General features: G+C 60.7%; 16 protein-coding genes. 10 read left to right on the top strand and 6 right to left on the bottom strand.

Annotated elements, in window-relative coordinates; translation table 11 throughout:
- Window positions 1-41: 41 nt before the first annotated feature.
- The 3 genes from tdh to R0J92_RS11450 form a co-directional block, all read right to left on the bottom strand.
- The gene (gene tdh / locus R0J92_RS11460) at window positions 42-1,073 is read right to left on the bottom strand and encodes an L-threonine 3-dehydrogenase (RefSeq protein WP_106162368.1); all 1,032 of its coding nucleotides are present in this window, start codon (window positions 1,071-1,073) and stop codon (window positions 42-44) included.
- Between the two features lie 16 nt (window positions 1,074-1,089).
- Window positions 1,090-2,274, bottom strand: coding sequence for a glycine C-acetyltransferase (locus R0J92_RS11455; protein ID WP_411051773.1), 1,185 nt, complete (start codon window positions 2,272-2,274; stop codon window positions 1,090-1,092).
- A 109-nt stretch (window positions 2,275-2,383) separates the two neighbouring features.
- On the bottom strand, window positions 2,384-2,950 hold the full coding sequence (locus R0J92_RS11450) for a helix-turn-helix domain-containing protein (RefSeq protein ID WP_411051772.1): 567 nt from the start codon (window positions 2,948-2,950) through the stop codon (window positions 2,384-2,386).
- 108 nt (window positions 2,951-3,058) lie between these two features.
- Here R0J92_RS11450 and R0J92_RS11445 point away from each other — a divergent pair, with 108 nt between their 5' ends.
- Window positions 3,059-4,234, top strand: a complete 1,176-nt coding sequence (locus tag R0J92_RS11445) for an acetyl-CoA C-acyltransferase family protein (RefSeq protein ID WP_411051771.1) — start codon at window positions 3,059-3,061, stop codon at window positions 4,232-4,234.
- A gap of 110 nt (window positions 4,235-4,344) precedes the next feature.
- Here the strand turns inward: R0J92_RS11445 and ubiB are convergent, their stop codons facing one another.
- Entirely contained in the window at window positions 4,345-5,871 is a 1,527-nt protein-coding gene (ubiB, locus tag R0J92_RS11440; protein WP_411051770.1) for a 2-polyprenylphenol 6-hydroxylase, read from the bottom strand.
- A 3-nt stretch (window positions 5,872-5,874) separates the two neighbouring features.
- Complete coding sequence (ubiE, locus tag R0J92_RS11435; protein WP_106162363.1) at window positions 5,875-6,627, bottom strand: bifunctional demethylmenaquinone methyltransferase/2-methoxy-6-polyprenyl-1,4-benzoquinol methylase UbiE; 753 nt, start codon at window positions 6,625-6,627, stop codon at window positions 5,875-5,877.
- Between the two features lie 85 nt (window positions 6,628-6,712).
- On the opposite strand from ubiE, the gene mutM reads away from it, so the two are divergent.
- From mutM to R0J92_RS11400, 7 genes are all read left to right on the top strand, one after another.
- Window positions 6,713-7,564 (top strand): bifunctional DNA-formamidopyrimidine glycosylase/DNA-(apurinic or apyrimidinic site) lyase, encoded by an 852-nt coding sequence (mutM, locus tag R0J92_RS11430; RefSeq protein WP_106162362.1) that lies wholly within the window; start codon window positions 6,713-6,715, stop codon window positions 7,562-7,564.
- A 66-nt stretch (window positions 7,565-7,630) separates the two neighbouring features.
- Window positions 7,631-8,407, top strand: coding sequence for an enoyl-CoA hydratase (locus R0J92_RS11425; RefSeq protein ID WP_106162361.1), 777 nt, complete (start codon window positions 7,631-7,633; stop codon window positions 8,405-8,407).
- A gap of 309 nt (window positions 8,408-8,716) precedes the next feature.
- Entirely contained in the window at window positions 8,717-8,980 is a 264-nt protein-coding gene (gene rpsT, locus R0J92_RS11420; protein ID WP_106162360.1) for a 30S ribosomal protein S20, read from the top strand.
- A gap of 600 nt (window positions 8,981-9,580) precedes the next feature.
- Window positions 9,581-10,996, top strand: coding sequence for a chromosomal replication initiator protein DnaA (gene dnaA / locus R0J92_RS11415; RefSeq protein ID WP_106162359.1), 1,416 nt, complete (start codon window positions 9,581-9,583; stop codon window positions 10,994-10,996).
- Window positions 10,997-11,279: 283 nt separating this feature from the next.
- A complete protein-coding gene (gene dnaN, locus R0J92_RS11410; protein WP_106162358.1) occupies window positions 11,280-12,401 on the top strand; it encodes a DNA polymerase III subunit beta in 1,122 nt (373 codons plus the stop codon).
- A gap of 65 nt (window positions 12,402-12,466) precedes the next feature.
- The gene (gene recF, locus R0J92_RS11405; protein ID WP_411051769.1) at window positions 12,467-13,564 is read left to right on the top strand and encodes a DNA replication/repair protein RecF; all 1,098 of its coding nucleotides are present in this window, start codon (window positions 12,467-12,469) and stop codon (window positions 13,562-13,564) included.
- Window positions 13,561-14,181 carry a LysE family translocator gene (locus R0J92_RS11400; RefSeq protein WP_411051768.1) on the top strand — a complete coding sequence of 207 codons (621 nt, stop codon included), beginning with the start codon at window positions 13,561-13,563 and terminating at the stop codon, window positions 14,179-14,181. The genes recF and R0J92_RS11400 overlap by 4 nt, the downstream gene beginning before the upstream one ends.
- Here R0J92_RS11400 and R0J92_RS11395 read toward each other — a convergent pair.
- Window positions 14,174-14,761, bottom strand: a complete 588-nt coding sequence (locus R0J92_RS11395) for a TetR/AcrR family transcriptional regulator (protein ID WP_317384927.1) — start codon at window positions 14,759-14,761, stop codon at window positions 14,174-14,176. The genes R0J92_RS11400 and R0J92_RS11395 overlap by 8 nt on opposite strands.
- 129 nt (window positions 14,762-14,890) lie before the next feature.
- Here R0J92_RS11395 and R0J92_RS11390 point away from each other — a divergent pair, with 129 nt between their 5' ends.
- Both R0J92_RS11390 and gyrB read left to right on the top strand, forming a co-directional pair.
- Window positions 14,891-15,484 (top strand): NAD(P)H-dependent oxidoreductase, encoded by a 594-nt coding sequence (locus tag R0J92_RS11390; RefSeq protein WP_411051767.1) that lies wholly within the window; start codon window positions 14,891-14,893, stop codon window positions 15,482-15,484.
- An 85-nt stretch (window positions 15,485-15,569) separates the two neighbouring features.
- Window positions 15,570-17,987 carry a DNA topoisomerase (ATP-hydrolyzing) subunit B gene (gene gyrB / locus R0J92_RS11385; protein ID WP_106162353.1) on the top strand — a complete coding sequence of 806 codons (2,418 nt, stop codon included), beginning with the start codon at window positions 15,570-15,572 and terminating at the stop codon, window positions 17,985-17,987.
- Window positions 17,988-18,915 lie beyond the last annotated feature (928 nt).

Genomic DNA, 18,915 nt, shown 5'->3' with positions numbered 1-18,915 from the left:
CGCCCAGAACCCGGGTCGCCTGCCTTTTTTGTCAGCTCCACTCAGGCTTTGGTCCAGTCCAGTACCACCTTGCCGCTCTGACCGGACTTCATCGCCGCAAAACCTTCGGCAAAGTCATCAACCGCAAACCGGTGGGTGATGACTCGGCTCACGTCGAGGCCGTTCTGCAACATCGCGATCATCTTGTACCAGGTTTCGAACATTTCGCGCCCATAGACGCCCTTGAGGGTGATTGCCTTGAACACGATCCGCGACCAGTCCACCGGCGATTTGCCGGGCGGAATGCCCAGAAGCGCGATCTTGCCGCCCATCACCAGCGCTTCCACCATCTGATCAAGCGCCTGCTGGTTGCCTGACATCTCAAGCCCGACGTCAAAGCCCTCCTTCAACCCCAGCTCGTGGATCACATCGTTCAGGTCCTCCTTGGCAACATTCACGGTGCGCACCCGGGTGACCTCCTCGGCCAGCGTCAGTCGGTCTGGGTTCACATCGGTGATCACCACATTGCGCGCGCCGGCATGGCGGGCCACGGCGGCGGCCATGATTCCGATGGGGCCAGCGCCGGTGATCAGTACGTCCTCGCCCAGCAGATCAAAGCTCAGCGCGGTATGCACTGCGTTGCCCAGCGGGTCGAGGATGGCACCGATCTCGTCCGGGATGTCATCCGGCAGCGGCACGACGTTGAAGGCGGGCAGCCGCAGATATTGCGCAAAGGCCCCCTGTTCGTTGACGCCAATCCCCCGGGTGCCGGGGTCGAGGTGAAATTTGCCCGAGCGCGACTGACGGCTGTCGGTCCGCACCAGATGCCCCTCGCCGGAACACCGCTGCCCGATGCTCAGCCCGCTGACATTGCGGCCCAGCTCGACGATCTCACCGGCGAATTCATGACCGGTGATCATTGGCACCGGCACGGTATGCGCGGCCCAGTCATCCCAGTTCCAGATATGGATATCGGTGCCGCAGATGCCGGTGGTGTTGATCTTGATCAGCACCTCATCAGGTCCGATCTCCGGCACCGGCGCCTGTACCATCCACAGGCCTTCCTCGGGCTTGGATTTCTCCAGGGCTTTCATCGTGTTTGGTCGCATCTCAAATCACCCCGCAAGCTTTGCCAGCCCGTTCAAATGCACCAAGCGCCCGGGTCAGCTCATCCCGGGTCAGGGCGGCGTTCATCTGGGTGCGGATGCGGGCCTTGCCTTTGGGCACCACCGGGAAGAAGAAGCCGGAGACATAGACACCCTCCTCAAACAGCTTTGCGGCCATCGCCTGCGCCAGCTTGGCGTCGCCCAGCATCACCGGGATGATCGGGTGCTCTCCGGGCAACAGGTCAAACCCCAGCTCTGTCAGCCCGGCGCGCCAGAACCGGGCGTTTTCCACCAGCTGTTGACGCAGCTCCGCGCCTTCCTCAACCAGCCGGATCGCTTCCAGCCCCGCAGCCACCACCGCAGGGGGCAAGGAATTCGAGAACAGGTAGGGCCGCGCGCGCTGACGCAGCAGGTCGATCACCGGTTGCGGCCCGGCGATATAGCCGCCGATCGCGCCCCCCAGCGCCTTGCCCAGCGTGCCGGTGAGGATGTCGACCTCGACCCCGAAATGATCCGGCGTCCCGGCGCCCCTTGTGCCCATGAAGCCGGTGGCGTGGCAGTCATCGACCATCACCACCGCATCATAACGGTCGGCAATCTCGCGGATCGCGGGTAGGTTTGCCAGATAGCCATCCATGGAGAAGACCCCATCGGTCGCCACCATGATATGACGCGCACCTGCGGCGCGGGCGTCTTTCAACTTGGCCTCAAGGTCCTCCATATCGTTGTTGGCATAGCGGTAGCGCTGCGCCTTGCAGAGACGAATGCCGTCGATGATGGACGCGTGGTTGAGACTGTCGGAGATGATCGCATCTTCCGGCCCCAACAGCGGTTCGAAAAGCCCGCCATTGGCATCAAAACAAGCGGCAAAGAGGATCGAATCATCCATGCCGAGGAACTGCGCAATGCGCTGCTCCAGTTCGCGGTGCAGATCCTGGGTGCCGCAGATGAAGCGGACCGAGGCCATGCCATAGCCTTTCTTGTCCATCACCGATTTGGCCGCCGCAATCAGGTCTGGATGATCGGCGAGGCCGAGATAGTTATTGGCACAGAGGTTGATGACCGCGCGGTCGCCCACGTGGATCTCGCCCGCCTGGGGCGAGGTGATCATTCGCTCGCGCTTGTACAGACCATCGGCCTCGATCTGCGTCAGGGTTTCGCTGATGTGGCTGAGAAAAGCATTGGACATGAGCACGACTCCGGTTGTTTCCCGAAGTCTGTCATACTGGATGTGTATCCGTAAAGGTGGAATTATGGCTTTGCGGAAAAAAATCCGCAATACTGGAATTTTGGGCCGTTCAGCCCGTCTTCACGATCAGAAACACCCGCGCCGGGCCATCGAGGGCCGTGATGGCATGGGGCACATCCGCGGCGTAGCGTGCAGTGTCCCCCGGCGACAGCTGCTCATTGGCGGTGCCAGAGGTGATCACGACGGCCCCTTCCAGCACCGTCAGCTGCTCCAAAGTGCCCGGCCCATGCGGTTGGCTGTTCAGCGCGCCGCCCGAGGCAAAGCTGATGTCATAAACCTCATGCCCGCCGACGTCCTCTGGCGGTGACAGGATCGCGATGGTGCAACGGGCGGATTTGCTGTCGATGACCGGAACCTGCGGTGCGCGCAGCACCTCGATATGATCCACCGCCTCGCCGGTTTCCAAGAGCCCGGCAAAATCCACCTGCAAGGCCCGGGTCAGGTTCCACAGGGTCGCGATGGTGGGCGAGCTTTCGCCGCGTTCGATCTGGCTCACCATGGAGCGGCTGACGCCGGAGAGGTTGGCCACCGCCTCCAGGCTCAAACCCTGCGCCCGGCGCGCCTCTTTCAGGCGGGCAGGCAGGAGGGTCAGGATATCGTCTGTCGTTTCCGTCATAACGGAGTAGTGGCGCGCCGGCTGGGGAGTGTCAATGACGGGACGTTGCGGGCGACAGGTTGATGCTGCGGGTGCATAGTGATCGGCAAAGCACATGAGGAGTGAGACATGACCGATATCGTGATTCTGGACGGCGCGCGCACCGCCATCGGCACCTTTGGCGGATCGCTTGCGGGGACTGCGCCGATCGATCTGGGTACCGTGGTGGCACAGGCGGCGATGGAGCGGTCCGGGGTGGAGCCCGCGCAGATCGGCTCTGTTGTGTATGGCCATGTCATCAATACCGAGCCGCGCGACATGTATCTGTCCCGCGTGGCGGCGATGCAAGCTGGCGTGCCGGACAGTGTGCCGGCGATGAACGTGAACCGGCTGTGTGGCTCGGGCGCGCAGGCGATCGTCTCTGGTATTCAGGCCCTGATGCTGGGGGATGCGGAGTTTGCACTCACAGGCGGGGCCGAGAACATGTCGCGCAGCCCCTTCATCACGCCCTCGGCTCGCTGGGGGCAGAAGATGGGGGATGTGCAATCCCTCGACATGATGCTGGGGGCCCTGAACTGCCCCTTCGGCACGGGCCACATGGGCGTCACCGCCGAGAAGGTTGCCGATGAGCACGAGATCACCCGCGCCCAGATGGACGCCTTTGCCCTGGCCAGCCAGACCCGAGCTGCGGCGGCCATCGAGGCGGGGTATTTCAAGGAGCAGATCGTCCCGGTCGAGGTGAAGGTCAAGCGCGACATGGTGCCGTTTGAGGTGGATGAGCACCCCAAGGGCACCTCGATGGAGGCGCTGGCAGGCTTGCGCGCTGTGTTCCAGAAAGACGGCCGGGTTACGGCGGGCAATGCCTCCGGCATCAACGACGGCGCGGCAGCACTGGTGCTGGCAACGGCGGATGCGGCGGAGAAGGCTGGGCTGAAACCCAAGGCCCGCATCCTCGGTTATGCCCATGCCGGCGTGCGCCCCGAGGTGATGGGCATCGGGCCGATCCCGGCGGTGGAGAAGCTGCTGCAGCGGATCGACATGACTGTGGGTGACTTTGACCTGATCGAATCCAACGAGGCCTTTGCCGCGCAGGCCCTGGCGGTGAACAAGGCGCTGGGACTGGATGCAGATCGGGTGAACCCCAACGGTGGTGCAATTGCGCTGGGCCATCCGGTGGGCGCAACGGGAGCCATCATCACCGTCAAGGCGCTCTATGAGCTGGAGCGCACCGGCGGTACCCGCGCGATCATCACCATGTGCATTGGTGGCGGTCAGGGCATTGCGCTGGCGATCGAACGGCTGTGATCCGCGCCTTGGGGGAGGGGCGCTGCCCCTCTGGCCTTTTGGGCCATTCACCCCGGGATGTTTGGAGTTAGAAGAACGAGGGGCGTGGCGTTGGGCCGCGCCCCCTACTGTCAGAGCATATGTGTGGCGAGGAGGGTTGTGACAATCCCGGCCACCACGCCGAGGGCGGCGGCGCGTTTCCACGGGCGATGGCCCTGATCGGCTTCCGGCTCGCCAGCCTGGGCTATCAATGCGCGTTCCACCAGTCCCGGCAAACGGGGGCCGAAACGGGCCAGAACCATCGCGGTCTTGCCCAGATCGGCGGCGATGGCGCGGGGGCCGATCGACGACTTAATGTAATCCTCCACCACCGGTTTGGCGACGTCCCAGATGTTGATGCGCGGATCGAGCGAGCGGGCCACGCCCTCCACCACCACCATGGTGCGCTGCAACAGGATCAGCTCGGTGCGGGTTTCCATGCCAAACCGTTCTGTGACCTCGAAGAGATAATTCAGCAGGCGGCCCATGGAGATATGGGTTGCGTCCATGCCAAAGATCGGCTCACCCACCGCACGCAGAGCACGGGCGAATTCGTCCACATCCTGATGGGCGGGCACGTATCCGGCCTCGAAATGTACCTCGGCCACGCGCTGATAATCGCGCTTGATGAATCCATAGAGGATCTCGGCATAGACCCGGCGGGTGTAGAGGTCGATATGCCCCATGATGCCAAAGTCATAGGCGATGATGTCACCGTCGGCGGCCACCTTCATGTTGCCCTGATGCATATCGGCATGGAAGAAACCGTCGCGCAGGGCATGGTTGAGGAAGAGCGACAGCACCCGTTCGCCGAGGGCGCGCCGGTCATGACCGGCGGCATCCAGCGCCGCATTGTCGCCGATCGGTAGCCCGTCGGCCCAGCCCAGCGTCATCACCCGGCGCGCGGAGAGGTCCCATTTGACCGGCGGCAGCTTGAACCCCGCATCCTTGGCGGTGTTATCGGCAAATTCCGAGGCGGCAGCGCTTTCCAGCCGCAGATCCAGTTCGCCCCGGACCACCCCGTCGAAATGTTCGATCACATCCATCGGCCGCAGGCGCCGGGCGCCGGGGGCGCAGATATCAACGATCCGGGCGGCAAAATAGAAGGCATCCACATCCTTGCGAAAGGCGCGCTCGATGCCCGGGCGCAACACTTTTACGGCCACATCCTGGCCGGTCTCGGCCAGTTTCGCGTGATGGACCTGGGCGATCGACGCGGCGGCGATCGGCTCGGAAAACTCCGAGAAGATCTCAGACACCGGGCGGCCCAGCTCCTTTTCCACCTCGGCCATGGCACGCTCTTTGGCGAAGGGCGGCAGCTTGTCCTGCAGCACGCGCAATTGCAGTGCCATGTCCTCGCCCACCACATCCGGGCGGGTCGACAGCACTTGGCCGAACTTTATGTAGGCCGGACCCAGCGCTGTCAGCGCGCGCGGGGCAGGGGGCATTGCGGGATCGCCCTTGTAGCCCAGCCACTGGAACGGCCAGCCGAGCGTGTAGGCCACCATGCGCAGGGGCGCCGGGGCATCAAAGGCGTCGAGCACCACGTTCATGGCACCTGTGCGCACCAGGGTGGCGCCTGTCCGGATCAGGCGGATGATGTTGTGAGGACCGCGCATGGCTCAGATCTTCCAGCCGGAATGCAGCGCCGCGATACCCATGGACAGGTTGCGGAATTTGGCATTCTCGAAACCGGCCTGTTTGACCATCCCGAGGAAGCTGTCCTGATCGGGGAAGTTGCGGATCGATTCCACCAGATACTGGTAGCTGTCGTAGTCGCCGGCAATCATCTCGCCCATGCGGGGGATGACGTTGAAGCTGTAGAGATCATAGAGCTTTTGCAGCCCGTCGTTGGGCAGCTGCGAGAATTCCAGCACCATCAGGCGGCCGCCGGGTTTCAACACGCGGTAGGCTTCGTTCAAGGCCTCCTGCGGGCGGGTCACATTCCGGATGCCGAAAGAGATCGTGTAGACGTCAAAGGTATTGTCCTTGAACGGCAGTGCCATCGCGTCACCGGTGACCCAATCCAGACTGTCGGCCATCTGCTCGGCCTCGGCACGCTTGCGTCCCTCTTCCAGCATCGGCGCGGTGAGGTCCAGCACAGTGGAATGACCGTGGCCTGCGCGTTTCAAAAAGCGGAAGGAGATATCGCCGGTGCCGCCCGCCACATCCAGCAGCCGCTGGCCGGGGCGCGGGGCCAGCCAGTCCATCATCGCATCCTTCCAGACCCGGTGAATCCCGAGGCTCATCACGTCGTTCATAACGTCATATTTGGAGGCGACGGAGTTGAATACGCCCTGCACCCGGCCCGCCTTTTCGTGCTCCGGCACGGATTGGAAGCCGAAATGGGTGGTGCTGTCAGATTTCTCGGTCATATGGCTTGCCGTCCTCGCAGTTTCGCACTTGTTATAGAGCGCTCACAGGGCGGTACAATGCGCCCATCTGTCAGGGAGTCATCTAATGCCAGAATTGCCCGAGGTCGAGACGGTGATGCGGGGGCTGCAGCCTTCGATGGAGGGAGCGGTGATCACACGCGCCGACGTGAACCGTCCTGATCTGCGCTGGCCTTTTCCCGACCGCATGGCGGATCGGCTGTCCGGGCGGCGCGTTGTTGCGATGCGGCGGCGGTCAAAATACATCCTGGCGGATCTTGATAGCGGGGAAACCCTGCTGGTGCATCTGGGCATGTCCGGGCGGATGACCGTCTCTGGCGACCCGCTGGGGCAGTTCGCGCATAACCACCCGGCGCAGGCGAAACACGACCATGTGGTGTTCCATATGGAAAACGGTGCCCGAGTGACATTCAACGACCCGCGCCGCTTTGGCGCGATGGATCTGCTGGAAACGGCCACCGCGGACCGCCACAAGCTGCTGGCGGTGCTGGGGCCGGAGCCCTTGGGCAATGATTTTCACGAGGCGCATCTGGTCGCCGCCTTCAAGGGGCGCCGCACGCCGGTGAAATCGGCGCTGCTGGATCAGGGAATCATCGCCGGACTGGGCAATATCTACGTCTGCGAGGCGCTGTTCCGGGCGGGCATTTCGCCACGTCGCGAAGTGGGCCGGATCAGTGAAACGCGGGTTGCGTCTCTGGTGCCGATCATTCGCCAAGTGCTTCAGGAGGCTATCATCGCAGGCGGCTCTTCGCTCAAGGATTTCCGGCAAGCCAATGGAGAACTTGGATATTTCCAGCACAGCTTTGATGTGTATGGACGCGAAGGTGCGCCCTGCAGGCGCGAGGGATGCGATGGTACAGTGGCTCGAATCACCCAATCCGGGCGATCCTCGTTCTACTGTGGCAAGTGCCAAAGATAGCTTGAAAGCGAGAACCGCCGTGATAAGGACTGGAAGTTCAGGAGAAACAATCGAAAGCGAACTGTCATGGCCTATGAGACGATCAACGTCGATACTCAGGACCACGTCTGCCTCATCAAGCTGAACCGGCCTGAAGCGTTGAACGCGCTCAATTCCGTCCTTCTGGGTGAGTTGTGTGCCGCTTTGGAAGAAGCGGATGCCAGCGATAAGGTGCGTTGCATCGTGCTGACCGGCTCGGAGAAAGCCTTTGCCGCGGGCGCCGACATCAAGGAGATGTCGGAAATGAGCTATGTCGATGTGTTCACATCGAACCTGTTTGCCGCTGCCAATGATCGTATTTCGGCCATCCGTAAGCCGATCATCGCGGCTGTCTCTGGCTATGCGCTGGGCGGCGGCTGTGAGATCGCCATGATGTGCGACTTCATCATTGCTGCGGACACTGCCAAATTTGGCCAGCCAGAGATCAACCTCGGTGTCGTGGCCGGCATGGGCGGCACGCAACGTCTGACCCGGTTTGTCGGCAAATCCAAATCCATGGATATGAACCTGACAGGGCGCTTCATGGCGGCCGAAGAAGCAGAGCGTGCTGGTCTGGTATCACGGGTCGTCCCGGCCAAGAAGCTGCTGGAAGAGACCATGGCTGCCGCTCAGAAGATCACCGAAAAATCGGTGCTGACCTCGATGGCAGTGAAGGAATCGGTCAATCGTGCCTACGAAGTGCCGTTGAGCGAAGGTATGTTGTTCGAGCGCCGGGTTTTCCACTCGATGTTTGCAACGGAAGATCAGAAAGAGGGTATGGCAGCGTTCCTCGAAAAGCGCGAAGCGCAGTTCCGGGATAAGTAATCGGGATTTGAGGGCGAGCCACCTGCGAAGACGTGCGGAGCCTCTGGTCGGCTCTGAGGTCCGGTAGCTGCCGAAGAGATACAGTGATACAAAGCGGGCATGATGTGCCCGCTTTTTCTTTGGCCACACCGTCTCCGAGGCGGGGGCGCATTGCTTGCTTGCGCTTGTACAGGAAATCCATTAGAAACCGCCGTCATACATGCGCGTGCAGCCCGCTCTGGCTAGAATCACGACCGGTGACTTGATCCGGGTTCGGCTGGCATTCGCCATTATTGTACACTACGAACTCGAAGATAAGGTCACCACACCATGGCAAATACACCTCAGGCAAAGAAGCGCGCACGTCAGAACGAAAAGCGCTTTGCTGTTAACAAAGCTCGTCGTTCGCGCATCCGCACCTACCTGCGTAAAGTCGAAGAAGCACTGGCATCCGGCGACAAGGAAGCTGCAACCGCAGCCCTGCGTGCGGCACAGCCCGAGCTGATGCGTGGTGTGACCAAAGGCGTTTACCACAAGAACACCGCATCCCGTAAGATTTCCCGTCTGTCCGCGCGTGTGAAGGCCCTGGGCTAAGGCTCGACTCGCACTTGCGAACAGACGATTCTAGGGCGCCGCAGGAAGCGGTGGTTTTCTAGATTTCAATACTAAAAAGCACCGCCTATGGCGGTGTTTTTTTGTCTTAGGGATTTCGGTCACTTCTGATGAGTCTCGGGGATTCTTTGCCACCGAAGCCGGAGTCAACATCATAGTTTCGTTGCCGCTCCCTGCCCGAAATTGCTACCACTGTTACAGCGATTCATTCGCTGGGGGGACAGGCTGCTCGCGGCAACTCTAACGGGCATTAGAGTTGTCATGGCCGGTGATCCGCGCGCTGCGCGTGGCACCGGGACAGTGATATATTGGCGCACTGCGCTGAACACTGTGTTTAGGCATCTGTCCTACTTCAGCGATCTAAGGGTTGAGCGTTTTTTTGCGTCGCGGACGTTTGTGTGGTGTCGCGCGCTTTTGACGTTGTTTTCGGTTTTCGAAACACGTGAATGTCAGCTTGCTTGCAGGCTGGCAGCGCTCTTTTTGTGCCCGATCGCATCTGGTTGTCGCATTAGTGGCAAGCGGATTGGGACGATACGAAAGGCCGTTACAATTGGCCATAACATAGGATGCGTGAGGCGCAGCATGACAGACGACACATGGGGTCTACTAAGAAAACGTTTGCTAAAGACGGTGGGACAGAACAACTTTACGACATGGATTGAGCCGCTTGAACTGGAGCAGGTCTCCGGTGGGGTGGCTACGTTTCAGGTGCCCACAAATTTCATGGGCAACTATGTTAGCCAGAACTTTGCGGATCTGATCCTGCATGAATTTAACCTGTCGGGTGAACCGGTTCAGCGTTTGGCCTTCAAGGTCGCCGCGAATTCGCCGACTCGTCCGGTACAGCCGACGGTATCCGAAGCGATCGAGGCACCGATGGCCTCGACTCAGAATGCCGTTTCGGAGCAACCTGCCGTGCGGGACGCCGTCGCCTCAGCGAAGTCTCCGCTGGAAGAGCTGCAAGCGGCTCCGCTGGATTCGCGGTTTACCTTTGACAGCTTTGTTGTGGGTAAGCCCAACGAGTTGGCTCATGCTGCCGCGCGTCGCGTGGCCGAGGGCGGTCCCGTGACCTTCAACCCGCTGGTGCTGTATGGTGGCGTGGGGCTGGGCAAGACGCACCTGATGCACGCTATCGCTTGGGAGCTGAAAGAACGCGACCCACAGCTGAACGTGCTGTATCTGTCGGCAGAACAGTTCATGTATCGCTTCGTGCAGGCGCTGCGCGAACGCAAGATGATGGATTTCAAGCACCTGTTCCGCTCCGTCGATGTGCTGATGGTCGATGACGTGCAGTTCATTGCCGGCAAGGATTCCACACAAGAGGAGTTCTTCCACACCTTCAACGCGCTGGTGGATCAGAACAAGCAGATCATCATCTCTGCCGACCGCGCGCCGGGCGAGATCAAGGATCTCGAGGACCGTGTGAAATCCCGCCTGCAGTGTGGCCTGGTGGTGGACCTGCATCCGACCGATTACGAGCTGCGTCTAGGCATCCTGCAGACCAAGGTGGAGCAGAACCGCAAGAACTACCCGGATCTGCAGATCGCAGATGGTGTGCTGGAGCTGCTGGCGCATCGGATCTCGACCAATGTGCGGGTGCTTGAGGGCGCGCTGACCCGTCTGTTCGCCTTCGCCTCGCTCGTGGGGCGTGAGATCGACATGGATCTCACGCAGGACTGTCTGGCGGATGTGCTGCGTGCCTCCGAGCGCAAGATCACCGTTGAGGAGATCCAGCGCAAGGTGTCGGAGTACTACAACATCCGCATGTCCGACATCATCGGTCCCAAGCGCCTGCGTTCCTATGCGCGGCCGCGTCAGGTGGCGATGTATCTCTGCAAGCAGCTGACCAGCCGCAGCCTGCCGGAAATCGGACGCCGCTTTGGCGGGCGCGACCACACCACCGTCATGCATGGGGTGCGCCGCATCGAAGAGCTGAAAACAATCGACGGCCAAATCGCCGAAGACGTGGAAATGCTGCGCCGCTCTTTGGAGGCGTAGCGCCAAAAGAAAACAGGCAGGTGGCGCCTCAAATTCATCTGCCGATCTTTACCGGCCCCGGGTGCCCACCGGGGCCGGTTTTTGTTTGGGGCGCGGCAAATCAGACGCAACCGGAAATGTTTTTTGTCTTTGAGCACAGGCGCGGCTCTCAGGCCTTGACGGCCCCTCCAATCCCTTGGAGAAATCAATAAAAAACCTTGTGTTGAAGGGTGGGGGCGTTAATCTGCCGGTCCGGTCCAACCACCGCCTTTCCAAGACTGCCAGCCAAAGAGGAATGAGGGATATGAAGATCAGCATTGAGCGCGGTACGCTTCTGAAGGCTGTGGCGCAGGCACAGTCGGTTGTTGAGCGGCGCAACACCATTCCGATCCTGGCAAATGTGCTGATCGAGGCGGAGGGCAGCGACGTGATGTTCCGCGCCACCGACCTGGATATCGAGGTGGTCGACAAGGCCCCCGCTCAGGTGGAGCGCGCCGGTGCCACCACGGTCGCCGCCACCACTCTGCATGAAATTGTCCGCAAGCTGCCCGATGGCGCGCTGGTGACCCTCACTGCGGACGCCGCAACGGGCCGCTTGACCGTAGAGGCCGGCCGGTCGAATTTCTCGCTGGCGACCCTGCCGCGCGAGGATTTCCCGGTGATGGCCACCTCGGAGTATCACTCGAATTTCACCGCCAACGCGGCCGTGCTGCGCCGGTTGTTCGACAAATCGAAGTTCGCCATCTCCACCGAGGAGACGCGCTATTATTTGAACGGTGTCTACATGCATGTCTCCACCGGTGAGAGCGGCGGCAAGGTGCTGCGCTGCGTCGCCACCGATGGTCACCGTCTGGCCCGCATCGACGCGGATCTGCCGATGGGCGCCGAGGACATGCCCGGCGTGATTGTGCCGCGCAAGACCGTGGGCGAGATGCGCAAGCTGCTGGACGATGACGAGATGGACATCGCGGTGTCGGTTTCAGAGACCAAGGTGCGCTTTGCCACGCCGAACATCACCCTGACCTCCAAGGTCATCGACGGCACCTTCCCCGACTACACACGGGTGATTCCGGTGGGCAACACCCGGCGGCTGGAAGTGGACGCCAGCGAGTTTGCCAAGGCGGTGGACCGGGTGGCCACGGTGTCATCGGAACGCTCGCGCGCGGTGAAGCTACAGCTGGACGAGGACCGCCTGGTGCTGTCGGTGAACGCGCCCGATAGCGGTGCCGCCGAAGAAGAGCTGGCAGTGGCTTATAACGACGAGGGGCTGGAGATTGGCTTCAACGCCAAGTATCTTCTTGAGATCGCCAATCAGGTGGACCGCGAAAACGCCGTGTTCATGTTCAACTCCTCCGGCGATCCGACCCTGATGCGCGAAGGCAGCGACGAGAGCGCGGTTTACGTGGTCATGCCGATGCGCGTCTGACCCCTGTTGGAGCGGGCCTTTCGGCCCGGCCTCCGGCGGAGGTATTTCTGGAAAGATGAAGGCCCGTGCTGGCACTGACTTCCCTGTTCATCTCTCACTTCCGCTCGCATTTGCGGGCGGATTTGCATTTGGATGCGCGGCCTGTGGCCATCCATGGCAACAATGGCGCTGGCAAGACCAATATCCTGGAGGCGGTGTCGCTGTTTTCTCCGGGACGCGGATTGCGGCGGGCTTCGGCTGCCGACATGGCGCGCCAGCCCGAGGCGCTCGGTTGGAAGCTGCGCGGAGTCTTGCAGACCACCGGACAGGTCTACGAGGTGGAGACATCTTCTGAGGGCGGCAATGCCCGGCAGGTGAAGATCGACAACAAAAGCGCCAGTCAGGTGGCACTGGGTCGCATCGCCCGAGTGGTCTGGCTGGTTCCTGCGATGGACCGGCTGTGGATCGAGGGCGCTGAGGGGCGGCGGCGGTTTCTGGACCGGATCGCGCTCAGCTTCGACCCCGATCATGCCGAGGCGACATTGACCTATGAAAAGGCGATGCGGGAGCGTAACCGGCTGCTGAAGGACAATGTTCGCGACGCCGGTTGGTATCGGGTGCTGGAAGGGCAGATGGCAGAGGCCGGCCACCGCATCCACGCCACTCGCGTGGCGTCGGTGGCACGGCTTGCGGCGGCACAGGCCGAGGCCGAGACCGCCTTTCCGGTGGCCGATCTGCAGCTTATTCAGGCCGAGGGCGAAATGCCCGGAAATGCCGCCGATCTGCACGCCGCACTTGCGGATGGGCGCGCCCGCGACCTGGCGGCCGGGCGCACCCTGGTGGGGCCGCACCGCAGCGATCTATTGGGCACTTACGCCGCCAAAAATTTACCAGCAAAAGAGTGTTCCACCGGCGAGCAGAAGGCGCTGCTGGTGTCGCTGATCCTCGCCAATGCGCGCGCGTTGCAGGCGGAGGAGGGGGCGGCACCGATCCTGCTGTTGGATGAGGTGGCCGCGCATCTGGATGCGGGGCGCCGCGGCGCGCTTTATGACGAGATTTGCGCCCTGGGCACCCAGGCCTGGATGACTGGCACCGGGCCGGAGTTGTTTGCAGAGCTTGGCGACCGGGCGCAGCATCTGACTGTAACCGACAGGACTGGTATAAGCGAAGTGAGCCAGACATGACCTTGACCCCCTGGGATCTCGCGATCTACGCGGGCGCTGTCTTTGTGCTGTTCCTCACCCCCGGACCGGTCTGGCTGGCGCTGGTGGCGCGGGCGATGGCGGGGGGCTTTTACGCTGGCTGGCCACTGGCGATCGGGGTCTCGGTTGGGGATGCTGTCTGGCCGCTGGTGGCGATCCTCGGGGTTGGATGGATCACCGCCGCCTCGGCCCAGATTGCGCTGGTGCTGAAGGGCGTGGCGGTACTGGTGTTTCTGGTGATGGGGGTTGCGACGATCCGCAGCGCAGGCCAGCCGATCAGCACCAACAGCCGGTTGACCCGGCCTGGCCATTGGGCAGGATTTGTGGCCGGGGTCATCGTGATCCTCGGCAACCCCAAGGCAGCGCTGTTCTACATGGGCATCCTGCCTGGGTTCTTTGATCTTTCTGCGGTGAGCGCGCAGGACATCGCGGCGATCATCGTGGTGTCGATGGTAGTGCCGATGCTGGGCAACATCATCCTCGCGGGCTTTGTCGGGCGGGTGCGGATGTTGCTGTCATCGCCCACGGCACTCAGGCGGATGAACCTTGGCGCAGGCTATCTGCTGATCGCTGTCGCGGCCATTATCCCCTTCACCTGACCAGCCAGCGTTCCAGGTAAGGCAAGATCGCCTCTGCAGGTGGCCTCTTGTCTGCGTGTTCCATGCAAAAGCCGATGGCGAGCACATGGTTCAGGAAGGCCTGTACACCCTCTGCCAGCAGTGCGGGGTCCGTGTCGGCGCGCAGGGTGCCCTCGGCCTGCAGGGCATTGATCCAGCCAGCAAACATAGTGATCTGGCGGATGAAGCCTTGGGTGATGACCTCGTCCACCTCCGCCCCGGTGGTGCCCGAATAGCGCAACAGCAGGTCGAAGATCACCCGATCTTGCGCCACGAAGTTCAAAAGCGGCGCGAGCCGGTCGGCGATCTCGGCGGGGCTCTGCGGCCTGGGTGCGGCCTCCATCTCGTCGAGAAAACCCATCACCCGAGCGCCGAGAATCACCGTCAGCAGCCCGTCCTTGTCGCCGAAATGCGAGAAGAACGTGCCTTTGGCGACGCCGGCTTTCTCCACCACGTCTTCAACGCGCAGCGCGGAGCAGCCCTGTGTGTCGATGATCTCCTCGGCGACAGACAGCAGCTTGGCCCTTGTTTCCAAACGACGTTTCTGCGGGGCGCGTGGCATTGGGTCGAAACCTCCGATAAGAAAAATATGACCGCGGTCAATTTATAAGTTGACCATGGTCACTTTTGTGGACATTGACGGGGCAGCGGCAAATTGACCGCGGTCACAATTAGCAGAGCGGAGCCTGTCATGTCCACGCGAAAGATCATCATCCTGAACGGTCATCCCGGCCAAACATCTCTCAACAAGACCCTTGCCGAAGCCTATCGGGACTCGGCGATAAATGCCGGTCACGAGGTTCGATACCACGACCTTTCGGCGATGCAGTTCGACATGGACTACGGGCTGGGTGGCTATCATAACGCCAAGCCTCTGGAAGCGGATCTGGAGGCATTCGTCGGCGATTTGGAGTGGGCGGAGCATGTGGTGCTGACAACGCCGCTGTGGTGGGGAGCGATACCCGCCAAGCTCAAGGGGGCTTTTGATCGCGCATTATTGCCGGGCCGCACCTTCGACACGCGCAACACCTCTGCGCTTGGGTTGCCCGCGCCGATGCTGACCGGAAAAACGGCGCGCGTTCTGATGACGTCGGATACGCCGTCGATCTTCCTGAAACTGTTCTACGGGAACGCGATCAAGAAGATCCTGTCGCGGCAAATCCTTGGTTTTGTGGGCATCAAGCCAACCCGTTTCACCTCTTTTGCACCAGCGTCACATCCGGCGGAGTCACAGGTCAAAGCATGGTGTGAAAAATCAGCTGAACTTGGGGCGCGCGCAGCATGATTCTGCCAAGAAAAAAGGGGGCTTGCGCGTGACATCCCCCCTTGGAGCGCGTATAAAATCCGAAAGTAAAAATAGGATCACGTGAATGTCCGAAAACGAGCAAGCTCCGACAGAATATGGCGCCGATTCCATCAAGGTTCTCAAGGGGCTGGAGGCCGTGCGTAAGCGGCCCGGCATGTATATCGGCGACACCGACGACGGCTCCGGCCTGCACCACATGGTCTATGAGGTCGTGGACAACGGCATCGATGAGGCGCTGGCTGGCCATGCGGACCGTGTAACAGTCACAATTCATGCCGATTCCAGCGTCTCTGTCAGTGACAACGGTCGCGGCATTCCGGTGGATATCCACCAGGAAGAAGGCGTTTCGGCAGCGGAGGTCATCATGACCCAGCTGCATGCGGGCGGTAAGTTCGACAGCAACTCCTACAAGGTCTCCGGCGGCCTTCACGGCGTCGGGGTCTCTGTTGTGAACGCGTTGTCGGACTGGCTGGAGCTGCGCATCTGGCGCAAGGGCAAGGAGCATGTGGCGCGGTTTGAACGTGGCGACACGGCAGAGCACCTGAGCGTCGTTGGCGATTGCGGCGATCGCACCGGCACCGAGGTGCGCTTCCTGGCCTCAACCGACACGTTCTCCAATCTGGAATTCTCGTTCGAGACGCTGGAAAAGCGCCTGCGGGAACTGGCATTCCTGAACTCCGGTGTGCGCATCGTGCTGGCAGACGAACGCCCGGCCGAGCGGCTCGAGACAGAGTTGTTCTACGAGGGCGGCGTCAAGGAATTCGTGAAATACCTCGACCGCTCCAAGAGCCCCGTCATGGAGGCCCCGATCTACATCAAGGGTGAGCGCGATGAGATCGGCATCGAGATCGCGATGTGGTGGAACGACAGCTATCACGAGACTGTTCTGCCCTTTACCAACAACATTCCCCAGCGCGATGGCGGCACCCACGTGGCGGGCTTCCGCGGCGCGTTGACCCGGACCATCAACAATTACGCACAGTCTTCCGGTATCGCCAAACGGGAGAAGATCTCCTTCACCGGTGATGATGCCCGCGAAGGCCTGACCTGCGTGTTGTCGGTGAAAGTGCCAGATCCGAAATTCTCCTCCCAGACCAAAGACAAGCTGGTGTCTTCCGAGGTGCGCCCGGTGGTCGAGAGCCTGATGGGTGAAAAGCTCTCTGAATGGTTCGAGGAAAACCCCAACGTGGCCAAGCAGGTGGTCGGCAAGATCATCGAAGCTGCATTGGCCCGTGAGGCGGCGCGCAAGGCGCGCGAGCTGACCCGCCGCAAGACCGCGATGGATGTGAATTTCCTCGCTGGAAAGCTCAAGGATTGCTCGGAAAAAGACCCCTCCAAGACCGAAGTCTTCCTCGTCGAGGGTGACTCCGCCGGTGGCTCCGCCCAGACTGGTCGTGATCGTCAAACTCAGGCGATCCTGCCCTTGAAGGGTAAGATCCTGAACGTGGAGCGCGCACGGTTTGACCGTATGCTCGGCAGTCAGGAGATTGGCAATCTGGTGATGGCGCTCGGCACCGGTATCGGCCGCGACGAGTTCAACATTGAAAAGCTGCGTTACCACAAGATCGTCATCATGACCGACGCGGACGTCGATGGTGCGCACATCCGTACGCTGCTGCTCACCTTCTTCTACCGTCAGATGCCGGAGCTGATCGAGGGCGGGTATCTCTACATCGCACAGCCGCCCCTTTACAAAGTGGCGCGTGGCAAATCCGAGGTCTACCTCAAGGATGAGGCCGCGATGGAGGAATACCTCATCAATCAGGGCGTAGATGGTGCGCTTCTGCGTCTTGGTGACGGGTCTGAAATTGCCGGTCAGGATCTGACCCGGGTGGTCGATGAGGCACGCCGCCTGAAGCGTCTTTTGGATGCATTTCCAACGCATTATCCACGCCACATCCTCGAGCAATCTGCTATTGCGGGTGCCTTCGTGCCTGGTGCAGTGGACAGCGATCTTCAGGGCGTGGCTGACAAGGTTGCAACCCGTCTCGATCTGATTGCGCTGGAATATGAGCGTGGCTGGCAGGGGCGCATCACGCAGGATCACGGCATTCGGCTGGCCCGCATTCTGCGTGGCGTCGAAGAGGTGCGCACGTTGGATGGCCCAATGCTGCGTTCTGGTGAGGCGCGCAAGACCGGTAGCTTCACCAAGTCCCTGCAAGAGATCTATGGCACGCCTGCAGTGCTGCATCGCAAGGACCGCCAGCAGGCGATCTATGGCCCGTTGGAGCTGCTCAAGGCGATTTTGGATGAGGGCGAAAAAGGCCTCAGCCTGCAGCGCTACAAGGGTCTGGGGGAGATGAACCCGGATCAGCTGTGGGAGACAACGCTGGACCCGGATGCCCGCACGTTGCTGCAAGTGCGTGTCGACGACATGATCGAAGCGGATGACCTCTTCACAAAGCTCATGGGCGATGTGGTGGAGCCGCGGCGCGAGTTCATTCAGAAGAATGCGCTCAGCGTCGAAAATCTCGATTTCTGAAACATTGTAGGGAAGCTGATAAGTTTGCGTGGCGCGCGTAAGTTTGCGCGTCGCGGATGATGCCAAAGAGTCTGAAATCCCTTTAATTCAATAACTTATTTGATTTTCGCAAATATGAAGGGCTTAGAGGTTTGCGCCAGGCTTCCCGCTTCCCCTTTCAAAGCCGAGTGAACATTCCAATTGGACTTCAGTCACCCCATGGCCATTGCCCATGACAGCGGACTGGACGCTTACCCCCCCCCTAATCAGCTGCGCGCTTTCATGTTTACAATTTCTTTCACTAAGGACAGGCGGCGGCCTACAGCCCTGAGCTGCCATTCGTGCCGGGCGCAGCAAATGACGAGTCTCAGCCCAATCTCAACGATGTCGCAACGGCTCTGTGGCTTGGATAAATTAGTAAAGAAAACAGGATACAGCCTTCACCTTTTGCATTGATTGCTTTCGCTTCGTTAGATCGATCCCGATAACTTGGATATTCGAGATTCCAAGTTCATCAACTATCAGCTTCTGAGCATACTCCTGAAGCGCAACAACCAAAGAGCTGACGCTCAACCGTTTATTTCGGGAATCGGGCAATCCCAATGCCTCCCCTCCTGCTCATTCACAAGAAGGTAAATCCCGTTCATGGATTCTGCATCTCTCAGGTAATCACCGCACAACTGGTCCTAGAGTTTCGCGAATAACGCTGTCCCACTCCATCTATCTGCAATCTTGATTTCGACAGGAACCATACCCGGTATGCCAGCCCTGACGAACCGGATGTCGGTTCGTTGATCATTCGGCATTTCATCTTCCTGCGAAATCGAGTACATAGCATGCCCGCTCTTGTTTAGGTCGTGTTGACAAAAGGAATTCACATCCGCTCGCGGGCGTGATTCAAGCTGGTATCTGTAATGGAGACCAACTTGGCACGAGACCTGATGTCGGA

It is taken from the genome of Tritonibacter sp. SIMBA_163, assembly GCF_046535935.1.
Taxonomy (GTDB): domain Bacteria; phylum Pseudomonadota; class Alphaproteobacteria; order Rhodobacterales; family Rhodobacteraceae; genus Epibacterium; species Epibacterium scottomollicae.
The sequence above is the reverse complement of the archived record's forward strand: the minus strand, read 5'-3'. Positions and strand labels throughout refer to the sequence as shown.

What these genes read in the sequence shown, in the direction of transcription:
- rpsT (WP_106162360.1), top strand. Translation starts at nt 8,717, where the DNA reads ATGGCAAATACACCTCAGGCAAAGAAGCGCGCACGTCAGAACGAAAAG.
- tdh (WP_106162368.1), bottom strand. Translation starts at nt 1,073, where the DNA reads ATGAAAGCCCTGGAGAAATCCAAGCCCGAGGAAGGCCTGTGGATGGTA.
- ubiE (WP_106162363.1), bottom strand. Translation starts at nt 6,627, where the DNA reads ATGACCGAGAAATCTGACAGCACCACCCATTTCGGCTTCCAATCCGTG.
- dnaN (WP_106162358.1), top strand. Translation starts at nt 11,280, where the DNA reads ATGAAGATCAGCATTGAGCGCGGTACGCTTCTGAAGGCTGTGGCGCAG.
- R0J92_RS11400 (WP_411051768.1), top strand. Translation starts at nt 13,561, where the DNA reads ATGACCTTGACCCCCTGGGATCTCGCGATCTACGCGGGCGCTGTCTTT.
- R0J92_RS11455 (WP_411051773.1), bottom strand. Translation starts at nt 2,274, where the DNA reads ATGTCCAATGCTTTTCTCAGCCACATCAGCGAAACCCTGACGCAGATC.
- R0J92_RS11395 (WP_317384927.1), bottom strand. Translation starts at nt 14,761, where the DNA reads ATGCCACGCGCCCCGCAGAAACGTCGTTTGGAAACAAGGGCCAAGCTG.
- R0J92_RS11425 (WP_106162361.1), top strand. Translation starts at nt 7,631, where the DNA reads ATGGCCTATGAGACGATCAACGTCGATACTCAGGACCACGTCTGCCTC.
- mutM (WP_106162362.1), top strand. Translation starts at nt 6,713, where the DNA reads ATGCCAGAATTGCCCGAGGTCGAGACGGTGATGCGGGGGCTGCAGCCT.
- R0J92_RS11450 (WP_411051772.1), bottom strand. Translation starts at nt 2,950, where the DNA reads ATGACGGAAACGACAGACGATATCCTGACCCTCCTGCCTGCCCGCCTG.
- dnaA (WP_106162359.1), top strand. Translation starts at nt 9,581, where the DNA reads ATGACAGACGACACATGGGGTCTACTAAGAAAACGTTTGCTAAAGACG.
- R0J92_RS11445 (WP_411051771.1), top strand. Translation starts at nt 3,059, where the DNA reads ATGACCGATATCGTGATTCTGGACGGCGCGCGCACCGCCATCGGCACC.
- gyrB (WP_106162353.1), top strand. Translation starts at nt 15,570, where the DNA reads ATGTCCGAAAACGAGCAAGCTCCGACAGAATATGGCGCCGATTCCATC.
- R0J92_RS11390 (WP_411051767.1), top strand. Translation starts at nt 14,891, where the DNA reads ATGTCCACGCGAAAGATCATCATCCTGAACGGTCATCCCGGCCAAACA.
- ubiB (WP_411051770.1), bottom strand. Translation starts at nt 5,871, where the DNA reads ATGCGCGGTCCTCACAACATCATCCGCCTGATCCGGACAGGCGCCACC.